The organism is Burkholderia sp. Bp8992 (genome assembly GCF_003853705.1).
Taxonomy (GTDB): Bacteria; Pseudomonadota; Gammaproteobacteria; order Burkholderiales; family Burkholderiaceae; genus Burkholderia.
On record NZ_QTQI01000043.1, the window covers coordinates 26,339 to 47,248 of the forward strand.

A 20,910-nucleotide genomic window follows, 5' to 3' on the forward strand; every position below is an offset into this window, starting at 1 on the left:
GGGCGCGAGACCGCGGCCCCGCACCGGCCGGGCGGCAGTCACCTGTCGCCCGACGCATCAGCGCGCGGCGGCTTCGGTGTGCCGGACGCTGCCCAGAAACCGCGTCAGCTCCACGGTCTGCGGCCGCTCGAAGATCTCCTCGGCCGTTCCGGTTTCCCACACCCGGCCCTGGTGCATGAACACGATCCTGTCGCTCACCGCCCGCGCGAAGTTCATCTCGTGCGTGACCATGATCAGCGTCATGTCCTCGCGCGCGAGTTGCTCGACGACGCCCAGCACCTCGCCGACCAGCTCGGGATCGAGCGCCGACGTGATTTCGTCGCACAGCAGCACGCTCGGCTTCATCGCGAGCGCACGCGCGATCGCGACGCGCTGCTGCTGGCCGCCCGACAGCTGCTCCGGAAACGCGTCGAACTTGTCGCCGAGCCCGACGCGCTCGAGCATCAGCTCCGCGATCGCGCGCGCCTGCTGACCGTGAGTCTTCTTCACGACCGACTGCGCGAGCATCACGTTCTGCCCGGCGCTCAGATGCGGAAACAGGTTGTATTGCTGGAACACCATCCCGACCTTCAGCCGCAGCGCACGCAGGTCCGCGTGCCGCGCGTCGACGCGTTCGCCGTCGATCGAGATCGTCCCCGCGTCGATACTCTCGAGCCCGTTGAGCGTGCGCAGCAGCGTGCTCTTGCCCGAGCCGCTGCGGCCGATGATCGAGACGACCTGCCCGCGCTCGACGGAGAAATCGATGCCCTTGAGCACATGATGGGAGCCGAAGTTCTTTTCGATCCCCCGGGTTTCAACGAGCGGCATGCCATCTCCTTTGCAACGTGCGCGCATATCGGGTGAGCGGATAACAGAGCGCGAAATAGATCAGCGCGACGAGCCCGTATACGACGAACGGCCGGAACGTCGCGTTCGAGATCGCGATACCGGCCTTCGTCAGTTCGGTAAAACCAATGATCGACACCAGCGCCGTATCCTTCACGGCCTGCACGCCGAAGCCGACGGTCGGCGCGATCGCGATGCGCGCGGCCTGCGGCAGGATCACGTGACGCAGTTGCTCGACATAGCTCATCGCCAGGCTCGCCGACGCCTCCCACTGCCCTTTCGGCACCGCCTCGACGCAGCCGCGCCAGATTTCGGCGAGATACGCGCTGGTGAAGAACGTGAGCCCTGCGGTGGCCGCGACCCACGGCGGAACGTCGAGCCCGACGAGCGGCAAGCCGAAGAACACGATGAACAGCTGCATCAGCAACGGGGTGCCCTGAAACACCTCGATGTAGAGCTTCGCGGCGCCGCGCAGCACCGTCGAGTTCGACACGCGCATCACGAGCAGCCCGAGGGCGACGAGGCCGCCTGACACGAACGACACGATCGACAGCACGATCGTCCAGCGCGCGGCCAGCAGCAGGTTCGCGAGAATCTGCCCGAACGTGAAATCGGTCATCGCGCACCTCGCAAGCGACGGGAGAACAGGCGGCGGCCCATCGCGCCGAGCGTGGCACGCAGCAGCAGCGCCATCGCCAGATACGAGAGCGTGATCACGAAATACGTCTCGAATGCGCGAAAGTTGCGCGACTGAATGTAGCCCGCCGCATAGGTCAGGTCGGCCACCGAGATCTGCGACACGACGGCCGACCCGAGCATCGTGATCACGATCTGGCTCGAGAGCGCCGGAAACACCTTGGCGAGCGCCTGCGGCAGGACGACGTGGCGCAGCATCTGCGCGCGCGACATCGCCAGCGCGGAGGCCGCTTCGAGATGCCCTTTCGGCACGGCGGCGACGCCCGCGCGCACGATCTCGACCGCGTACGCGCCGAGATTGAGCGTCATCGCGAGGAGCGCGGCCGTGTATTCGCCGATGTGCACGCCGAGCGCGGGCAAGCCGAAAAAGATGAAGAACAGCTGGACGACGAACGGCGTGTTGCGGATCGCCTCGACGTACCCGCCGATCAACGGGCGCAACCGCACGGCCGTGCGCGCATCGGCGCTGTACGCGGCCGCGCCGAGCACGCCGATCGCCACGCCGAGCACGGTCGCGACCGCGGTCAGTGCCAGCGTGATCGCCGCACCGCTCGCGAACACGCCGGCATACTCGCTCAGTTCGCCGAATTGAAGCTGATAACTCATGACTAAGGGATGGATTCGGGGTCGGACAACGACATCCGCCGCGCCGGGCATGCCGGCCGCGGCGGCGCATCAGGCACGGCTACGCACGCTCACAGTCCGGCCGGCAACGGCTGGCCGAGCCACTTCTTCGACATCGTGCCCAGCGTGCCGTCCTGCTTCGCGTGCGCGATCGTGTCGTCGATCTTCGCGAGCAGGCGCGGTTCGTTCTTGTTGACGCCGACGAAGCACGGCGAATTCTTGATCACGAACTTGACCTCGGGCCGGCGCGGCGGATTCTTCGCCAGAATGGCCGCCGCGACGATGTTGCCGGCGGCGATCAACTGCACTTGCCCCGACAGGAACGCCTGGATCGTCGCGTTGTTGTCCTCGAAGCGCTTGATCGTCGCGTTCGGCGCGAGCTGCGACAGCGCGATCTCCTCGAGCGCGCCGCGCGTGGCGCCGACCGTCTTGCCGGTCAGGTCGGCGGGCGCGCTCACTTTCATGTCGGCCGGCCCGAACACGCCCTGGAAATACGGCGCGTACGCGGTCGAAAAGTCGATGACCTTCTCGCGCTCCGGCGTCTTGCCGAGCGACGAGATCACCATGTCGACCTTGTTGGTCGTCAGGTACGGAATCCGGTTCGCGCTGTTCACGGGCACCAGCTTCAGCTTCACGCCGAGCGACTTGGCGAGCAGTTCGGCCATGTCGATGTCGTAGCCCTGCGGCTGCATGTCCGTGCCGACCGAGCCGAACGGCGGATAGTCCTCCGGCACCGCGACGCGCAACGCGCCGTTCTTCGCGATGGTGTCGAGCGCATCGGCATGCGCCGGTGCGGCGGCGAGAAGCGCCATCGCGGATGCTGCGATCAGCGCAGCCAGCCAGGTGCGGCGGGGAAACGGTCGAGTCGTCGGGCTCACGGTGAATCTTCCTTGTCTGGTATGTCGTCGGGCAGCGCAACCGTTGCGCGGCCCGAACCACTTCAGCAAGAACCGGACCATCGCCGTGCGAAGCTTGCCGCGCCGGCACCGGACGGCATGCCTCGCGTGCCGCATTCCTCATTTCGGTGCATGGGCCGGCACCGGCCGCGGCGGCTGCCCATTTGCAGCGCGCCCCGGCGCACCAAATTAACCATTCTGTTCACGCGCCGGCCTGCGACCGGCTCGCCGGGCGGGATCGTGGCCGATCCCGTATGCACGGATTCGAACAGGCCCAGTCGAAATTTGCATGCCGTTTGTGATCGGAATAACGGCTGAATACGTTCACGACGTACCGGACCTGCGCCGCGCCCGGCGACACGCGATCAGGCTGGCCAGGCTGGGTTCCGCGCCGCTGTTTCTCCGGTACCGGTGGTTCCGGTCGTCTCGCGACCGGAATGACTCCAATCACATTCGTGCACGAGGATGCAGCCATGGCATCGATTCCCGAACCGTCGACAACCGGCGACACCGACAAACGCAACTGGCTCGAATCACACGAAGCCGGTTATCACAAGACCCTCGGCAATCGACAGGTGCAGATGATCGCGATCGGCGGGGCCATCGGCACGGGGCTGTTTCTCGGCGCCGGCGCCCGGCTGCAGGCGGCCGGGCCGGCGCTCGCGATCGTCTATCTGGTGTGCGGTGCGTTTTCGTTCCTGATCCTGCGCGCACTCGGCGAGCTCGTGATGCACCGCCCCAGCAGCGGCAGCTTCGTGTCGTACGCGCGCGAATTCCTCGGCGAGAAGGCGTCGTTCGTCGCAGGCTGGATGTACTTCCTGAACTGGGCGATGACCGGCATCGTCGACATCACCGCGGTCGCGCTCTACATGCATTACTGGGCGCCGTTCGCCGGCGTGCCGCAATGGATCTTCGCGCTCGTCGCGCTTTGCATCGTCGCGACGATGAACCTGATCGGCGTGAAGTGGTTCGCCGAAATGGAGTTCTGGTTCGCGCTGATCAAGGTTGCCGCGATCGTGCTGTTCCTCGCGATCGGTTCGCTGATCCTCGGCACGGGCATGCCGGTCGCCGGCCATGACACCGGGCTGCATCTGATCACCGACCACGGCGGCTTCTTTCCGCACGGGCTGATGCCGGCGCTGGTGCTCGTGCAAGGCGTGGTGTTCGCGTTCGCGGGCGTCGAGCTGGTCGGCACGGCCGCCGGCGAATGCAAGGATGCGCGCAAGGTGCTGCCGCGTGCGATCAACAACGTGATCTGGCGCATCGCGATCTTCTACGTCGCGTCGGTCGTCCTGCTCGTCTGCCTGCTGCCATGGAGCGCGTACAAGGCGGGCCAGAGCCCGTTCGTCACGTTCTTCGGGGCGCTCGGCGTGCCCGGCATCGGTTCGGTGATGAACCTGGTCGTGCTGACGGCCGCGCTGTCGAGCCTCAACTCCGGCCTGTATTCGACCGGGCGCGTGTTGCGTTCGCTGTCGATGGGCGGCTCGGCGCCGGCGTTCCTCGCCCGGATGAGCGCGCAATCCGTGCCGTACGCCGGCATTCTCGTGACGGTCGCGATCTACGTGGTGGGCGTGCTGCTCAACTATCTCGTGCCGTCGAGCGTGTTCGAGATCGTGCTGAACATCGCGTCGCTCGGCATCATCAGCACGTGGGGATTCATCGTCGTATGCCAGATGAAGTTCCGCGCCGCGGTCAGGCGCGGCGAGGTGGACGGCGTGTCGTTCAGGATGCCCGGCGCGCCCGTGACGTCGTGGCTGACGCTGATGTTCCTGCTCGGCGTGCTGGTCCTGATGGCGTTCGACTACCCGAACGGAACGTGGACGATCGCATCGATTCCGCTGGTCGCCCTGCTGCTCGTGGCCGGCTGGAAGTGGCTGAGCAGCCGTGCGCGCCGCGCGTTGCTCAAGCCGACGATTCCGTCGGTCGCGCTGACGCAGAGCGTGCTCGAGAAGGGTGACGACTGACGCGACGCCCGACGCGGCCGGCAACCGTTGCCGGACCGCCGCATCGGGCGTGGCGCGCTCCGTGCGGCCGGCCGGCGACGCCCCTACACTTTCCCCGCCAGATGAAACCGCGACGCCGGATGCCACAGCGTGACCGACGTGGCAACCTGCTCGCCGACCCAGGTGCGGCGCCTCAACAGCAGGCACGGCTCGCCGATTTCCATCACGAGATGCCGGCGCACCTGCGCATTGGGCTTCTCCGCGTAGATCCTGAACTCGGCACGCTGAATCGGCGCCAGGCGCACCATGTAATGATTCGGCGTCTCGATCGAGAAGTCCTGCTCCAGATACGCAGGAAACAACGCTGGATTGACGTAGCGATCCTCGAACTGGATCGGTTCGTCTTCCTCATAGTGCACGATGCGTGAATGAAACACGGGCCCGGAACGCAGTCCGAGCGCATCGATCGCTTCCGGATCGACGCTGCGCTCGATCTGCAGGACCCGCGCACGGTGCCGATGACCGCGCTCGGCAATCTCGTCCGCGATGTTGCGGATCTCCAGCACCGTCGATTCGTAATGCCGGCGCTCGACGAACGTGCCGGCTCCCTGGATGCGGGTCAGCACGCGTTCGGCCGTCAGTTCGCGCAGCGCGCGCGATACCGTCATCCTGGCCACGCCGAACTCCTTGACCAGTTCGGCCTCGGTCGGAATCGCGCCGCCGGGCTTCCAGTCGCCCTTCGCGATCCGTTCGACGACGTAGCGCTTGATCTGCTGATAGGCCGGCAGTGCGCGCGCCGGCACGGCGTCGCCCGATGCCCGCGCCGCCCATGCGGAAGGTTCGCGTTCCGTTTCGTTCATGCGCCCTCGACCGAATGAATAATGGATGACTCTCCGTCGTCGCCCGTCGTCACTGCAACGAAGGCGGCACACCCGCGACGATCGCGGCCGCGATCGCGATGTCGTCCGCCAGCGGCCGGTCGTCGCGATACGCCGGCACGCGTTCGCGCACGTGGCGCCACAACGCATCGGTAGACGCGGCGCGCCCGGTTTCGTCCCGCTGCAGATCGTACGCCTGCGCAGCGGCCAACAGCTCGATCGCGAGCACGCGCGTCGTATTCTCGATGATGTCGAGCGCCTTCAGCGCCGCCGGTGTCGCATGACACAGGTGATCCTCCTGCAGCCCCGACGTGATGCCGCCGTCGAGGCTCGCCGGCGCCGCGAGCCGCTGGTTCTGCGCGACCAGCGCGACCGCCGTGTATTGCGCGATCATGAAACCCGAGCAGCTTCCGCCCGGCGTCGCGAGAAACGCCGGCAGCCCGCTGACGAGCGGATTCACGAGCCGGTCGAGACGCCGCTCGGCGATCGCCGCGACCTGCGCCATCGCGGCCGCGAGGCTGTCCATCGCGAGCGCGATGCCCGCACCGACCGCATGCGCCTGCGAATGCACGGCCGGCGCCTCGCGCGTGCCGGCAACGATCGGATTGTCGGTGACGGACGCGAGTTCGCGATCGACCACCTCGGCCGTGACGTCGAACACATCGCGCGCCGCGCCGTGCACGTGCGGAATCGTGCGCAGGCTGAGCGGATCCTGCGTATGCCGGCCGCTCGCCGCAGCCAGCATGCCGCTGTCCGCCAGCATCGCACGCAAACGGCCACCGACCTGCCCGATGCCGGGCGAAATCCGCAGCGCAAGCGAGGCCGGGTCGAATGCGGCAAGTTGTCCGCCGAGGTTCTCGAAGCTCATCGCCGCGATCCAGTCGGCCCAGTCGAGCAAACGTTCCGCACGGGCAAGCGCGAGCGCGGCCAGCCCCGTGACGCATGGGGTGCCGTTGACGAGGCTCAGCCCCTCCTTCGCGCCGAGTACGAGCGGTTCGCGGCCGATACGGCGCAGCGCCTCGTCGCCGCGCATGCGCTCGCCGCGATAGCGCGCATGACCGTGGCCGATGCAGACGAGCGCGACGTGCGCCATGTGGGTCAGGTAGCCGACCGAGCCGTGCGCCGGCACTTCGGGCAGGCAATCGTGCTCGAGCAGTGCGACGAGCTGCTCGACGACGTCGACGCGCACGCCCGAATAGCCATGCGCGTAGTTGTTGATCGCCGCCGCCATGATCGCGCGCGTTTCCGCCGCGCCGAGCGGCACGCCGACGCCCACCGCGTGGCTCATCAGGATGTTGCGCGAGAGTTCGCTCTGCTGAGCGGGCGACACGATCACGTTGCACAGCGCACCGACGCCCGTATTGACGCCGTATGCGCGAATGCCGCGCGCCACGAGCGCGTCGACGAGCTCGCGTGCCGCGACGACGCGTTCGCGCGCGTCGCCGGTCAAGCCGAGCGGATCGCCGGCCGCCACGGCCGCGACCTGCCGCCATTCGAGCGGCGTGGTGGAACGAAACACGGTCATGGCAGCCTCAGTTCGCGGTGCGGTCGTGATGGCTCGACACGAACTGCCGGAAGCGTTCCGAGCACTGGCCGCCGAACAGCGCATCGGGTGCGCCGTCCGCATCGACTTCGCCCTGATGCAGGAACATCACACGATTCGACACATGGCGCGCGAAGCCCATTTCATGCGTGACGACCAGCATCGTGCGGCCCTCCTCCGCGAGCGAGCGCATCACGCGCAGCACTTCGCCGACCAGCTCGGGGTCGAGCGCCGACGTCGGTTCGTCGAACAGCATCACCTTCGGATGCATCGCGAGCGCGCGGGCAATCGCGACGCGCTGCTGCTGGCCGCCCGACAGGTGCGCGGGATAGTAGCCGCGCTTGTCGGCAAGCCCGACGCGCGCGAGCAGCGCCTCGGCTTCCTCCACCGCTTCCGCCCGGCTGCGCTTCTGCACCCGCAGCGGCCCTTCGACGAGGTTGTCGAGCACCGTCATGTGGGACCACAGGTTGAAGTTCTGGAACACCATCCCGAGCTGGGAGCGAATCCGGTCGACCTGGCGCCGGTCGCTCGGGTGCAGCTTGCCGTCGCGCGCGCGCTTCATCGCCAGTTCCTCGCCCGCGAGCGCGACGGAACCGTCGTCGGGCGTCTCGAGCAGGTTCAGGCAGCGCAGGAACGTGCTCTTGCCCGATCCGCTCGCGCCGAGGATCGAGATCACGTCGCCCTCGTGCGCGTCGAGCGAAATGCCCTTCAGCACATGATGATCGCCGAACGACTTGTGGATGTTCTTGACCGACAGTGCGACGGGAGCAGCGGTGTTCATCGGTTTCTCCAGGAAAGATTGGCGCGCTCAGGAAGCGACGCGGCGGGCATTGCGGGTCGCCGCGGCCGGCGCACCGGACGGCTTCGGCGCACGCAGGTGCCCCGAGAGCCGCCATTCGAGCGCGCCGAGCAGGCGCACGACGATGAAGTTCAGGCCCAGGTAGATGACGGCCGCGCAGACGAACACCTCGGTCGTCCGGTAGGTTTGCTGAATGATCTGCTGCGCGACGCCCGTGACCTCCCATACCGTGACGAGGCTCGCCAGCGCGGTCGACTTGACCAGCAGCACGGCTTCGGTCGAATACGCGGGCAGGCACTGGCGCAATGCGATCGGGCCGATCACGCGCCGCAGCAGCGCGAAACCCGACAAGCCGATCGAATAGCCGGCCTCGATCTGCCCGACCGGCACGGCCATCAGCCCGCCGCGCAGGATTTCGGCCGTATAGCCGGCCGTGCACAGCGCGAGTGACAGCACCGCGCAGACGTACGGCTCGCGCAGCAGCGGCCACATGAAGCTCTCGCGAATCACGCCGAACTGGCCGAGCCCGTAATACACGAGGAACATCTGGATCAGCAGCGGCGAGCCGCGAAATACCAGGATGTAGGCGCGCGCAAAGCGGTTCGGCAGCCAGTTCGGCGACACGCGCATCGTGACGATCACGAGCGACAGCAGGCCGCCGAGCACGAGCGACGCGAAGAACAGGCCGAGCGTGGTCGGCACCGCCGCGAGCAGCTGGCGCAGCGTGTCGAGGAGAAAAGCGAAATCGATGGACATGCCCGTTCTCCGTCAGTTGCGCGCGAAATTACGGCGGAACGACCGGCCGACGATCGCTTCCGCCCGGTTGAACACGCGGTTCGACAAGCCCGTCATCAGCAGGTACAGCGCCCCGCCTGCGACGAAGAACACGAAATACTGGTGCGTCGAGTTCGCGGCGATCTGGCTCGTGCGCAGCAGCTCGGCGAGCCCGGTGACCGAGATCAGTGCCGAGTCCTTGAGGCTCAGTTGCCACACGTTGCCGATACCGGGCAGCGCGAAACGCAGCACCTGCGGCACCAGGATGCGCCGCAGCACCATGCTGCGCGGCATGCCGATCGAGCGCGCCGCCTCGAGCTCGCCCTTCGATACCGCGAGCACCGCCGCGCGATACACCTCCGCCTGGTAGGCGCCCGAGATCATTCCGACCGCGAGCGCACCGATCACGAACGGCGGCACGCCGATGAAACCTTCCGCGCCGAACCACTGGCCGACGGCCGTGACGAGCGTCGAGCCGCCGAAATAGAACAGGTAGATGACGAGCAGTTCGGGCACGCCGCGAAACACGGTCGTATAGAGGTCGCCGAGCAGGCGCGCGCTGCGGTGGCGCGACAGCTTCGCGGCCGCGATCGCCGCGCCGATCACGGCGCCGACCGCGAGCGCCGCGAGCGTCAACGCGACCGTCATCAGTGCGGCGAGCAGCAGCACACCGCCCCAGCCTTCGGTTCCGAAGCCGAGCATTTCAAGAATCGCCATGCGTGCCTCCCGGCAAGCGTTGAGTGAATCCGCAGGATGCGTGCCGCCGCGCGTCGTTCGAAGGACCTGGCGCGGCAGCGGCAGGACGCGCGCTTACGGCGTGACGTCGGTCTTGAACCACTTGTCGGCAAGCTTCTTCACGGTGCCGTCCGCGAGCGCCGCGCCGATCGCCGTATCGAACTTCGTCTTCAGGTCGGCATCCTGCTTGCGGAACGCGAGCCCTTCGCCCGGCCCCCAGATCGGCCCGCCGAGCTTCGGCCCCGCGAGCACGATCGATGCGGTGTCCTTCTTCGCGTTGTTCGCCGCGTAGTACGTCACGTCGTCGAACGATGCATCGATGCGCCCGGCGACGAGGTCGAGGTCGCGTTCGGGCGACGTCTTGTACACGCGAATCGACGCGATGTCCTTGAAGCTGTCGTTGATGAATTTCGTGTAGACGGTGCCCGACTGGATGCCGATCGTCTTGCCCTTCAGTTGCTTGCGCAGGGCGTCGACGGTGGGTTTGTCTGCATTCGCGTCACCCGTCAGCTTGACGATCGGTGCGCCGGGCGCGGCCTTCGGCAGGATCTTCGTATCGGTGACGGCGAACGTCGCCGGCGTTGCCGCATAGGGGCGCGAGAACAGCAGGATCTTTTCGCGATCCGGCGTGATGGAAATCGCATCCATCAGGATGTCGAACTTGCCGGCCTGCAGGCCCGGAATCATCCCGTCCCAGTCCTGCGCGACCATGTTGCACTGCACCTTGATCCGCTCGCACACATTCGCGAGCAGCTCCGGCTCGAAACCGCCCAGCTTGCCGCCCGGCAGCGTGAGGTTCCACGGCGCGTAGCCGCCTTCCAGCGCGACCGTCACCGTCTTCCATTCCTTGGCCTGCACGGGCGCCGCGAGCGTTGCCGCTGCAGTTGCGATGACGCCGATCGTCCTGACTGCCCACTTGATGCGCTTACCGTTCACGAGATTTCTCCTTGCGTTGAAGTTCGCCATCCCTTCGGTTCATCGAGCCGCCTCAGGAATTTGTCTATACAAGCATGCAAGAAGAAAAACGGCGAGACAAGCAGCGTTCAAAAAAAACCGGTGAAACGCGGGAAATCCCCTAATTAAAGGCTCCCGGCGTGCGTCGTCATGGGGAATTCAGGCACGCACTTGGTGCAGTCCTGACGATCCAATCGCAAGGATGACTAGACAAATTCCGGATTCGATCACCAGCGCTGCGCGAGCCGGCGCGAGAAGCCCCGCATGCCGGACCGGCCTGCATGAAGACCGGCACGCTGCGCGCCGCGAATCGATGGCGCCATGAACGGTGCTCATGCGGCGCATGAAAACTTATCGATTGTTGGCACCCCGGATCGACGCCGACAATCCGCTTCATGTCCCCTCGCTTGCGGTACGGGCCACTCCCCCTCCCAATCGGCACATCACGATCCATGAACCATCCCCTCGCCGTCTCCTGCATCGCCGAGGCCCGCGCGGCCACGGCGGCACCGTTCCCTGCCCGCCGCCGCACCTGCGGCGAAGCACTCGTCGACCTCCTCGAACGCCAGGGCGTCGAATGCGTGTTCGGCATTCCTGGCGTGCATACCGTCGAGCTCTATCGCGGCCTCGCCGCATCGTCGATCCGTCACGTGACGCCGCGCCACGAGCAGGGCGCCGGCTTCATGGCCGACGGCTACGCACGCGTCACGGGCCGGCCGGGGGTCTGCTTCATCATCACCGGGCCGGGCATGACCAATATCGCGACCGCGATGGCACAGGCCTACGCCGATTCGATCCCGATGCTGGTGATCTCGAGCGTCAACGCACGACGCGAGCTCGGCAGCGGCGACGGCCGCCTGCACGAACTGCCGTCGCAGCGCGACGTGTTCGCGGGACTCACCGCGTTCTCCCACACGCTGCTCGACGCGGCCGACCTGCCACAGGTCCTCGCGCGCGCCTTCGCAGTGTTCGAGAGCGCGCGGCCGCGGCCCGTGCACATCGAGATTCCGCTCGACGTGATCGTGATGCCGGCGCCCGCGCTGCCCGCCGCGCCGCTCGCGCTGCCCGCGCGCCCCGCGCCGGATGCGAACGCCCTCGCGGCGGCCGCCGACCTGCTCGCGCATGCGCGCCGGCCGCTGATCCTCGCCGGCGGCGGTGCGATCCACGCGGCGGCGGAACTGCGCGAGCTCGCCGAACGCCTGCACGCGCCCGTCGCGCTGACGATCAACGCCAAGGGCCTGCTGCCGCCCGGCCACCCGTTGCTGATCGGCTCCACCCAGTCGCTGCCGGCCACCCGCGCGGCGATCCGCGATGCCGACGTGGTGCTCGCCGTCGGCACCGAGCTTGGCGAAACCGATTACGACGTCACGTTCGACGGCGGCTTCGCGATCGACGGCCGGCTGATCCGCATCGACATCGACGCGCAACAGCTGATGCGCAACGCCCGCGCGGAAATCGCCATCGCCGGCGATTCCCGGCTGGCGCTCGGCGCACTGTCGACCCGCCTGCACGAGCGGCCCGCGCCCACCCCCGAGACCGGCTGGGGGGCGCTGCGGGTGGCGGCCGTTCGCGCCGCGATCACTTCCGGCCACGACGGCCCCGCGCACGCGCAGGCGCGGCTGATCGACACGATCGTCGCGGCGCTGCCCGGCGCGATCATCGCCGGCGATTCGACGAGCCCCGTCTACGTCGGCAATTTCACGCACGATGCGCCGGCGCCACGCAGCTGGTTCAACTCGTCGACCGGTTACGGCACGCTCGGCTACGGGCTGCCCGCCGCGATCGGCGCAAAGCTCGCCGCGCCTGCCCGGCCGGTCGTCTGCCTGATCGGCGACGGCGGCCTGCAGTTCACGCTGCCGGAGCTCGCGAGCGCGGTCGAGGCGCGGCTATCGGTGATCGTGATCGTCTGGAACAACCGCGGCTACGGCGAGATCCGCAAATACATGGTCGCGCGCGACATCACGCCGGTCGGCGTCGAGCCCTATACGCCCGATTTCCAGGCACTCGCACGCGGGTTCGGCTGCGCGGCGCACGCAGCCGCGACGCCCGATGCACTGGCCGAAGCGCTGCGCGAAGCGACAGCACGCACGATTCCGACCGTGATCGAAATCGACGAGGCAACCTGGTTCGGTCAGGTGCAACGATGAGCACGACGCCCGATTTCGCGTTCGATCCGCCGCTGCACACGCGCCACTTCATCGACGGGACGTGGCGCGCGAGCGTCGGCGGCGCGACGCTGCCCGTCGTCGATCCGTCGACGGAAGCGCACCTCGCCGACGTCAGCGCAGGCGGCAAGGCAGACGTCGAACACGCCGTGCAAGCCGCGGCGCGCGCGTTTCCCGGCTGGAAACGCACGACCGGCGCCGAACGCGCGGCCCTGCTCCGCGCGATCGCGCGCGGCGTCGACGCACGCCGCACGCGGCTCGCCACGCTGCAGTCGCTCAACAACGGCAAGCCGTTCGCCGAAGCCGAGATCGACGTCGCGGACGTGATCGCCACCCTCGACTACTACGCAGGCCTCGCGGACCGTCTCGACACGGACGGCGAAACCGAGGTATCGCTGCCCGGCAGCGACCATCGTGCGTGGATCCGGCGCGAACCGGCCGGCGTCGCCGCGCTGATCGTGCCGTGGAATTTCCCGATGGTGACCACCGCATGGAAGCTCGCGCCCGCGCTCGCGGCCGGTTGCACCGTCGTGCTGAAGCCGTCCGAGATCACGCCGCTGCCTGAGCTCGAACTCGCCGCGATCGCCGCCGAGGCGGGCGTGCCGCCCGGCGTGCTGAACGTCGTGACGGGCACCGGCCACGACGTCGGCGCCCGGCTGTGCGCGCATCCGCTCGTCGCGAAGGTGTCGTTTACCGGCAGCACGGCGGTCGGCGCACAGGTCATGAAGACGGCCGCGGACACGATCAAGGGCGTCGGCCTCGAACTCGGCGGCAAGTCGTCGATCGTCGTGTTCGACGACGCCGACCTCGATCACGCGGTCGAACTGATCGCGGGCGGCGGCCTCTTCAACGCCGGGCAGATGTGTTCGGCGACCTCGCGCGTGCTCGTCGCCGCCCCGCTCGCCGACGAACTCGTCACGCGCCTCGCGCGGCGGATCGACGCGACCGTCGTCGGCCCGCCGTTCGCGCCCGGCGTACAGATGGGCCCGCTGACGAACCGCGCGCAATACGAACGCGTGAAGCGCCACATCGCGCAAGGCCGGGCCGACGGTGCACGGCTCGTCGCGGGCGGCGACGTGCTCGACGGCCCCGGCTACTTCATCCGGCCCGCGCTGTTCGTCGACGTGCCGACCGGCAGCCCGCTATGGTCTGAGGAAATCTTCGGCCCGGTGCTGTGCGTGCGCGCGTTCGACACCGAAGACGACGCGATCGCGGCCGCCAACGATACCGAGTACGGGCTCGTCGCCACCGTCGTCACGCGCGACACGGCCCGCGGCAAGCGAGTCGCCGACGCGCTCGAGGCAGGCGTCGTATGGATCAACACGCCGCAGCTGATCTATCCGCAAACCTCATGGGGCGGCTACAAGCGCAGCAGCATCGGACGCGAGCTCGGTCCGTTCGGGCTGGCCGCGTTCCAGGAGATCAAGCAGGTCATGATGCCGGCCCGCTGAGACCGCCCGGCCCATGCGTTTATGTCATGGCGCGCATGCGGATATTTCGTTTGTTGCGGAAATTTGACCTCCCTACAGTTCATCCACACCCCGCGCCGCCGTTCGGCGACCGGCATCGAACCACACGGCATCGTTCATCAGGAGACGGCCATGCAACACTTCAAGGCGGGCAGAAGGCAGGTGATCAAAACCCTCGGCACGGCACTCGCTGCATCCGCCCTTCCGATGCCATTCATCAGTACTGCGAAGGCACAGTCGAGCAGCTTCGCCGGCAAGACGCTGCGCCTGCTCACCTGGTCCGACGATACCGGCGCGGCCGCCCTGCGCAACATCGCGGAAACCTTCAGCAAGCAGACCGGCGCACGCGTGATCGCCGATCGCGCGGACGGCACGTCGGGCATGGTCGCGAAGGTCAAGGCCGCGGGCGAGCGGCCGACCTACGATGTCATCACGCTCGCCGGCGTGGGTGCGGCGGGTCTCGCCGATGCGGGCCTGCTCACGAAGCCGGACCTGAACCGGCTGCCGAACCTGAAGGACGTCGCGCCGCCCTACCGCACCGGTGCGAACGGCTTCGGCATCGGCTACCTGCTGTGGTCGGACGGGCTGATCTACAACACGGCGACCGTGAAGAGCGCGCCGGCGAGCTACGAGGCACTGTGGGATCCGAAGTATGCGGGCCGCCTGTTCCTGCCGCCGCCCGAGTGGGCCGAAGCGGTCGACCTCGCGATCATCGCCGCGAAGCTGGCCGGCGGTTCGCAGCAGAACATCGATCCGGGATTCCGGAAGCTCGCGCAGTTGAAGGATCGCGTGATGACGCTCGGTGAAAACCCGAACCAGGTGGCCGACCTGTTCCGCACCGGCTCGCTCGACATCGGCGGCATCTATTCGCCCGCGTTCTTCCCGGACCAGATCCGCAAGCCCGACTACAAGATGGGCGTGACGTACGGGATGAAGGAAGGCTTCGCGACGCAACTGATGTTCACCGTGATCCCGAAGGCGCACCCGGGCGACCTCGACCTGATTCACGCATTCATCAACCATTCGCTCGACGCGGGCGTGCAGGGCCGGATGGCGGCCGACGTGCTGAACGGCCCCGTGAACGCGAAGGCCGTGATTCCCGCGGAAAGCCGCGCGTTCGTGCCGTCGCCGCAGCAGATCGCGGAGAAAGCCGTGCTGCACGACGACAAGGCGCTCGCAGTCGTCCAGCCCGCGTGGATCAAGCGCTACACGGGCCTCTTCTCGGCGTAACGACATGGCCTCCCTGTCTTCCCCCCGCGATGCAGGGTCGGCCGGCACCGTAACGGCCGGTGCCGGCCCCGACGCCGCCCCCGCGCTGGCCGGCGTGCCGCCGTGGCTGCTGCTCGCACCGATCCTCGCGTTCCTCGCGGTACTTGCCGCCGCGACGCTCACGGTATTGCGCATGAGCGTCGGCGTGTCCGGCGACGAATGGCGCACCTTCACGCTGCAGAACTACGCCGATCTCGCGGATCCGTACTTCACGACGTCGCTGTGGCTCACGCTGCGCCTCGCGTTCCAGAGCATGGTGTGCGCGGTGCTGCTCGCGATCCCGGTTGCACTCGCGATGGCACGCACCGAATCGCGGCTCGCGCGCCGGCTGCTGCTCGCCGGCGTCCTGCTGCCGCTGCTCGTGAACCTGCTGCTGCAAGGGTACGGCTGGCTCGTGATGCTCGGCCCGGCCGGGTTGCTCAACCGCACGCTGCTCGCCACCGGCATGATCGGGCGGCCGCTGCAATTGCTGTACCGCGAGCACGGCGTACTGCTCGGCCTGATCCAGACCGCGTTCCCGCTCGCCGTGCTGCCGCTGTCGAGCGCGCTGCGCGCCGTGTCCCGCGCGTACGACGAAGCCGCCGCGACGCTCGGCGCGAGCCGGTGGCAGACGCTGCGGCACGTGACGCTGCCGCTCGCGATGCCCGGCCTCGTCTCGGGCGCGCTGCTCGTGTTCGCGTACAACGCCAGCGCATTCGCGGTGCCGCTGCTGCTCGGCGGCCGGCGCGTGCCGATGCTTGCGGTGCTCGTGCACGACGAAGTCGCACCGCTGCTCAACTGGCCCGCCGCATCGGCATCGGGCGTCGTGCTGATGGGCGCGACGCTCGTCGTGATGGCGGTTTCCCAGCGCCTCGCGCGCACCCTCGAGGTGAACCGATGAATGCCCTGCTCCTGCGCGCGCCCATGCCCGGGCGCCTCGGACGCGTGACGGGCGCGCTCGCGACGCTCGTGCTGTTCCTCGCCGCGCTGCCGATCCTGACGATGATCACGATGTCGTTCGGCGCGTCGGGCACGCTCGAATTCCCGCCGCGCGAATTCAGCCTGCACTGGTATCGCGCCGCCTGGCAGACGTTCGTGTCGTCCGATGCGGGCAGCGCACAGTCGATGGGCGCCGCGTTGACGACGAGCCTCGTCGTCGCGGTCGCGACGATGCTGATCGCGACCGCCGTGTCGGTCCCCGCGGCTTACGCACTGTCGCGCTACCGCTTCCGCGGCAAGACGCTCGTCGAGCAGCTCGTCGCGCTGCCGATCGTCTATCCGCTCGTGATGCTCGGCCTCGCGCTGCTGATCGTGTTCAATGCGCTGCCGGTCGAACTCGGCATCGTGCGGCTCGTCGTCGCGCACGTGATCCTGACGCTGCCGTTCACCGTGAAGAACTGCGCCGCCTCGGTCGCGTCGATCGGCCCCGATTTCGAGGAAGCCGCGTGCCTGATGGGCGCGAGCCCGCGCCGCGCGCTCGTCGACGTCGTGCTGCCGCTGATGCGGCCCGGCATCCTCGCCGGGATGCTGTTCGCGTTCATCGTGTCGTTCAACGAATTCACGGTGACGTTCTTCCTGTACAGCATCGACACGATGACGCTGCCCGTCTGGCTCTACAGCCGCACCGTGTCGTCGCTCGACCCGACCGTGTTCTGCTTCGCCGTGTTCACGGTCGCGATCGACTTCGCGCTGATCTGGATGCTCGAAAAACTCGTCGGCGACAAGGGCGTCGCGCTCTGACGCGCGCCGCCTCGCCATCGCCCGTGCAAGGAATCCTCATGACCCAGCTCATCCTCCAGAACGTGACGAAGCGCTTTCATCAGGCGTATGCGGTCGATCACGTCGACCTGTCGGTGCCCGACGGCAAGCTCGTCTGCTTTCTCGGCCCCTCCGGCTGCGGCAAGACCACGCTGATGCGCATCATCGCCGGCCTCGAAACGCCGACCTCCGGCACCCTGACGTTCGCCGGCCGCGACCTCACGCACGTGCCCGCCAACCGGCGCGACTTCGGCATGGTGTTCCAGTCGCTCGCGCTGTTTCCGCACATGACCGTCGCGCAGAACATCGCGTACCCGCTGCGGCTGCGCAAGACGGCCAAGGCCGCGCAAGCGCGGCGCGTCGCCGAGCTGCTGGAGCTGATCCAGCTTCCGCACATGGCCGACCGGCTCGTCACGCAGCTGTCGGGCGGGCAACGCCAGCGCGTCGCGATTGCACGCGCGATCGCGTCGTCGCCGCGCCTGCTGTTGCTCGACGAACCGTTGTCGGCGCTCGACGCGAAGCTGCGCGAAGCGATGCAGGTCGAGATCCGGCTGCTCCAGCAACGGCTCGGCATCACGACGATCATGGTCACGCACGACCAGCGCGAGGCGATGACGATGGCCGACGAGATCGTCGTGATGGAGAAAGGCCGGATCCAGCAGGTGGGCCGGCCGCTCGACATCTACCGCGATCCGGTCAATGAATTCGTCGCCGATTTCATCGGTCTCGGCAACATCCTGCCGGTCGCGTGCGACGGCGACGACGCGATCGTGCTGCCGGGCGGGCAGCGGCTCGCGATCCGGCCGGCACCGCGCACCGCGGACGCCGTACGCCTGCTGATCCGTCCCGAGGACGTGTGCGTGCGCACGGCTCCGGCACAACAGCCCGGACCGAACACGCTCGCGGGCACCATCACGTTCGTCCGTGATGTCGGCGCATCGATCGAGGCAACGATCGATTGCCGCGGCTTCACGCTGACGGCCGCGACGACACCGCGCGAAACGCCCGATCTCCAGGTCGGCATGCCGGTGCTCGCGGAGCTGCCGGCCCATGCATGCAAGCTCATCGCCGCACGCGGCGCCTGACCGCCTTTCCCTTTCTCCAGCGCAACAACGAGGATCTCGCCATGAACGCAACGACCCACGCCATTCGCCACGCGCAGCGCCTGCTCGCCCGCTCTGCCCTTCTCTGCGCCTGCGCCGGCGCCGCCGGCCTCGCCGCCTTCGCGCCGCTCGCGCACGCCGACGCGCTCGACACGATCGCGAAATCGGGGGTCGTGCGCATCGGCGTGTTCGAGGACTATCCGCCGTTCGGCTCGATCGGCCCCGACATGAAGCCGCAAGGCTACGACATCGACATGGCCAACCTGATCGGCCGCGCGTTGAATGCGAAAGTCGAACTCGTGCAGGTCACCGGCGACAACCGGATGGCGTATCTCGCCGACCACAAGACCGACATGCTGCTGTCGGTCGGACAGACGCCGGAGCGCGCGAAGGTGATCGACTTCTCGAACGCGTATGCACCGTACTACCTTGCGGTATTCGGCCCGAAGTCGCTGGCCGTGAAGGGCACCGCCGATCTCGCCGGCAAATCGGTCGCGGTCGCGCGCGGCACGCTCGAGGACCTGAGCGTCAGCAAGGTCGCGCCGCCGAGCGCGACGATCAAGCGCTTCGACGACCCGAACGGCGCGATCGCCGCGTTCCTGTCGGGACAGGCGCAACTGCTGGTGGTCGGCAACGACGTCGGCGCGACGATCATCGCACGTCATCCGTCGATCGATCCGGAACAGAAATTCTCGCTGTTCAGCTCGCCCGATCACGTCGGCCTGAACAAGAACGAAGCGCGCCTGATGCAGAAGGTCAACGACGCGATCGCCGGCGCGAAGAAGAGCGGCACACTGAACACGTTGTCGCAGAAGTGGCTGCACGCGGCATTGCCGGCCGACCTGTGATGCACGCCGCCCCAGCCCCGTATTCACGACGAAAGGCATTGCGATGACCTACGTGTTCGACTTCAGCGATTTCGGCCTCTACGCCGGCATGCTTGCGCGCGGCATCGGCGTGACGCTCGGCCTCACCGCGGCCGCCACCGCGCTCGGCGGCCTGATCGGCACCGCCGGCGCCTGGATCGCGCTGGCCGGCCCGCGCTGGGCGCGCGCGCTCGTCGCGGCCTACGTCGAACTGATCCGCAATACGCCGTTCCTGGTCCAGTTGTTCTTCATCTTCTTCGGACTACCGGCGATCGGCGTGCACATCGACGAAGCGCAGGCGGCCGTACTGGCCATGACGGTCAACCTGGGCGCGTATGCGGTCGAGATCCTGCGTGCCGGCATCGAATCGGTGCCGCACGGGCAAGTGCAGGCCGCGCGGGCGCTCGGGCTGCACGGCCGGCAGGTGTTCGGTCACGTCGTGCTGCCGCAGGCGCTCGCGAACGTGTACCCCGCGCTGCTCGGGCAGGTGCTGATCGTGATGCTCGGCTCGGCCGTCGTCTCGCAGATCTCGGTGCCCGACCTGACCTACGCGGCGAACTTCATCCAGTCGCGCAATTTCCGTGCGTTCGAGATCTACATCGTCGTGACCGCGATCTACCTGCTGCTGTCGATCGCGCTGCGCATGCTGCTCAATCGCGTCGGCCGGCGGCTGTTCTCGGGCCGCACGCCGCACGGCGCGGCGGCCGCGCCTCGGCGCGCGCGCGTTGCCCGCTTCACGTGGCGCGCCCGCGCGCCTGAAACCCGCCTTCCCACTGAGCGTGCACGATGATCGAATTCACCTTCCAGGATATTGCATGGAACCTGCTGCTCGCCGCGCGCTGGACCGTGCTGCTGTCGCTGATCACGTTCGTCGGCGGCGGCATCGCCGGCTTCGCGCTGCTCGCGATGCGCATTTCGCCGGTGCCGGCGCTGCGCCGCTTCGTGGTCCTGTACGTCGAGCTGTTCCAGGGCACCCCGTTGCTGATGCAACTGTTCCTCGGCTTTTTCGGGTTGCCGCTTGTCGGCATCGACGTGACGCCCTGGGTCGCCGCATCGGTCGTGCTGACGCTGAACGCCAGCGCCTATCTGGCCGACATCTGGCGCGGCTGCGTCGACGCGGTACCGCGCGGCCAGTGGAGTGCGGCGGCAAGCCTCGGCATGACGTGGATTCAGCAGCTGCGCTACGTGGTATGGCCGCAGGCCTGGAAGATCGCGCTGCCGCCGACCGTCGGTTTCCTCGTGCAGGCGGTGAAGAGCACCGCGCTCACGTCGATCATCGGGCTGACCGAACTGACCAAGACCGGCAACATCATCACCAACGCGGTATTCAAGCCGTTTCCGATCTATGCGATGGTCGCGCTGCTCTACTTCGCGATGTGCTTCCCGCTGACGCAGTACGCCCGCGTGCTCGAACGCCGCTATCGCGTCGCGAAGGCGCGTTGAACCGGCGCTGCGCGCGCCTCACCACGATCCAGGTACTTCCATGATTTCCATCAGCAACGTTTCGAAGTGGTACGGCCAGTTTCAGGTCCTCACCGACTGTACGACCGAGGTCAGGAAAGGCGAAGTGGTCGTCGTGTGCGGCCCGTCGGGCTCGGGCAAGTCGACGCTGATCAAGACCGTCAACGGCCTCG

General features: G+C 67.7%; 21 protein-coding genes. 11 read left to right on the forward strand and 10 right to left on the reverse strand.

Annotated features, from left to right (window positions below):
• Positions 1-57: 57 nt before the first annotated feature.
• The 4 genes from DIE03_RS35945 to DIE03_RS35960 form a co-directional block, all read right to left on the reverse strand.
• Entirely contained in the window at positions 58-807 is a 750-nt protein-coding gene (locus tag DIE03_RS35945) for an amino acid ABC transporter ATP-binding protein (RefSeq protein WP_124456838.1), read from the reverse strand.
• Positions 794-1,444 carry an amino acid ABC transporter permease gene (locus DIE03_RS35950; RefSeq protein WP_124456839.1) on the reverse strand — a complete coding sequence of 217 codons (651 nt, stop codon included), beginning with the start codon at positions 1,442-1,444 and terminating at the stop codon, positions 794-796. The genes DIE03_RS35945 and DIE03_RS35950 overlap by 14 nt, the downstream gene beginning before the upstream one ends.
• Positions 1,441-2,127 carry an amino acid ABC transporter permease gene (locus DIE03_RS35955; RefSeq protein WP_124456840.1) on the reverse strand — a complete coding sequence of 229 codons (687 nt, stop codon included), beginning with the start codon at positions 2,125-2,127 and terminating at the stop codon, positions 1,441-1,443. The genes DIE03_RS35950 and DIE03_RS35955 overlap by 4 nt, the downstream gene beginning before the upstream one ends.
• An 89-nt stretch (positions 2,128-2,216) precedes the next feature.
• Positions 2,217-3,023, reverse strand: coding sequence for a transporter substrate-binding domain-containing protein (locus DIE03_RS35960; protein WP_124456841.1), 807 nt, complete (start codon positions 3,021-3,023; stop codon positions 2,217-2,219).
• A gap of 491 nt (positions 3,024-3,514) precedes the next feature.
• Here DIE03_RS35960 and ansP point away from each other — a divergent pair, with 491 nt between their 5' ends.
• Positions 3,515-5,005, forward strand: coding sequence for an L-asparagine permease (gene ansP, locus DIE03_RS35965; RefSeq protein ID WP_124456842.1), 1,491 nt, complete (start codon positions 3,515-3,517; stop codon positions 5,003-5,005).
• 83 nt (positions 5,006-5,088) lie between these two features.
• Here the strand turns inward: ansP and hutC are convergent, their stop codons facing one another.
• From hutC to DIE03_RS35995, 6 genes are all read right to left on the reverse strand, one after another.
• Positions 5,089-5,844: a histidine utilization repressor gene (gene hutC, locus DIE03_RS35970; protein WP_124456843.1), complete on the reverse strand. Its 756-nt coding sequence runs from the start codon at positions 5,842-5,844 to the stop codon at positions 5,089-5,091.
• A gap of 49 nt (positions 5,845-5,893) precedes the next feature.
• Positions 5,894-7,387 (reverse strand): aromatic amino acid ammonia-lyase, encoded by a 1,494-nt coding sequence (locus DIE03_RS35975; RefSeq protein ID WP_124456844.1) that lies wholly within the window; start codon positions 7,385-7,387, stop codon positions 5,894-5,896.
• Between the two features lie 7 nt (positions 7,388-7,394).
• The gene (locus tag DIE03_RS35980; protein WP_124456845.1) at positions 7,395-8,186 is read right to left on the reverse strand and encodes an ABC transporter ATP-binding protein; all 792 of its coding nucleotides are present in this window, start codon (positions 8,184-8,186) and stop codon (positions 7,395-7,397) included.
• A gap of 27 nt (positions 8,187-8,213) precedes the next feature.
• Positions 8,214-8,960, reverse strand: a complete 747-nt coding sequence (locus tag DIE03_RS35985) for an ABC transporter permease (RefSeq protein ID WP_124456846.1) — start codon at positions 8,958-8,960, stop codon at positions 8,214-8,216.
• Positions 8,961-8,972: 12 nt separating this feature from the next.
• Entirely contained in the window at positions 8,973-9,695 is a 723-nt protein-coding gene (locus DIE03_RS35990; protein ID WP_124456847.1) for an ABC transporter permease, read from the reverse strand.
• A 93-nt stretch (positions 9,696-9,788) separates the two neighbouring features.
• Positions 9,789-10,649: a transporter substrate-binding domain-containing protein gene (locus tag DIE03_RS35995; protein WP_124456848.1), complete on the reverse strand. Its 861-nt coding sequence runs from the start codon at positions 10,647-10,649 to the stop codon at positions 9,789-9,791.
• A 470-nt stretch (positions 10,650-11,119) separates the two neighbouring features.
• Here DIE03_RS35995 and DIE03_RS36000 point away from each other — a divergent pair, with 470 nt between their 5' ends.
• The 10 genes from DIE03_RS36000 to DIE03_RS36045 form a co-directional block, all read left to right on the forward strand.
• Positions 11,120-12,814 carry a 5-guanidino-2-oxopentanoate decarboxylase gene (locus DIE03_RS36000; RefSeq protein WP_221623711.1) on the forward strand — a complete coding sequence of 565 codons (1,695 nt, stop codon included), beginning with the start codon at positions 11,120-11,122 and terminating at the stop codon, positions 12,812-12,814.
• The gene (locus DIE03_RS36005) at positions 12,811-14,283 is read left to right on the forward strand and encodes an aldehyde dehydrogenase family protein (RefSeq protein WP_124456849.1); all 1,473 of its coding nucleotides are present in this window, start codon (positions 12,811-12,813) and stop codon (positions 14,281-14,283) included. Before DIE03_RS36000 ends, DIE03_RS36005 begins: the two co-directional genes overlap by 4 nt.
• A 150-nt stretch (positions 14,284-14,433) precedes the next feature.
• A complete protein-coding gene (locus DIE03_RS36010; RefSeq protein ID WP_124456850.1) occupies positions 14,434-15,531 on the forward strand; it encodes a PotD/PotF family extracellular solute-binding protein in 1,098 nt (365 codons plus the stop codon).
• A 4-nt stretch (positions 15,532-15,535) separates the two neighbouring features.
• Positions 15,536-16,450 (forward strand): ABC transporter permease, encoded by a 915-nt coding sequence (locus DIE03_RS36015; protein ID WP_124456851.1) that lies wholly within the window; start codon positions 15,536-15,538, stop codon positions 16,448-16,450.
• Complete coding sequence (locus DIE03_RS36020; protein ID WP_124456852.1) at positions 16,447-17,289, forward strand: ABC transporter permease; 843 nt, start codon at positions 16,447-16,449, stop codon at positions 17,287-17,289. Before DIE03_RS36015 ends, DIE03_RS36020 begins: the two co-directional genes overlap by 4 nt.
• Before the next feature lie 38 nt (positions 17,290-17,327).
• Positions 17,328-18,392 (forward strand): ABC transporter ATP-binding protein, encoded by a 1,065-nt coding sequence (locus tag DIE03_RS36025; protein ID WP_124456853.1) that lies wholly within the window; start codon positions 17,328-17,330, stop codon positions 18,390-18,392.
• Positions 18,393-18,433: 41 nt separating this feature from the next.
• A complete protein-coding gene (locus tag DIE03_RS36030) occupies positions 18,434-19,258 on the forward strand; it encodes a transporter substrate-binding domain-containing protein (RefSeq protein ID WP_124456854.1) in 825 nt (274 codons plus the stop codon).
• A gap of 43 nt (positions 19,259-19,301) precedes the next feature.
• A complete protein-coding gene (locus DIE03_RS36035) occupies positions 19,302-20,066 on the forward strand; it encodes an amino acid ABC transporter permease (RefSeq protein ID WP_124456855.1) in 765 nt (254 codons plus the stop codon).
• Positions 20,063-20,719 (forward strand): amino acid ABC transporter permease, encoded by a 657-nt coding sequence (locus tag DIE03_RS36040; protein ID WP_124456856.1) that lies wholly within the window; start codon positions 20,063-20,065, stop codon positions 20,717-20,719. The genes DIE03_RS36035 and DIE03_RS36040 overlap by 4 nt, the downstream gene beginning before the upstream one ends.
• 40 nt (positions 20,720-20,759) lie before the next feature.
• Positions 20,760-20,910: ATP-binding cassette domain-containing protein (locus DIE03_RS36045; RefSeq protein WP_148092912.1), on the forward strand; the 151-nt coding region annotated here is incomplete at its 3' end.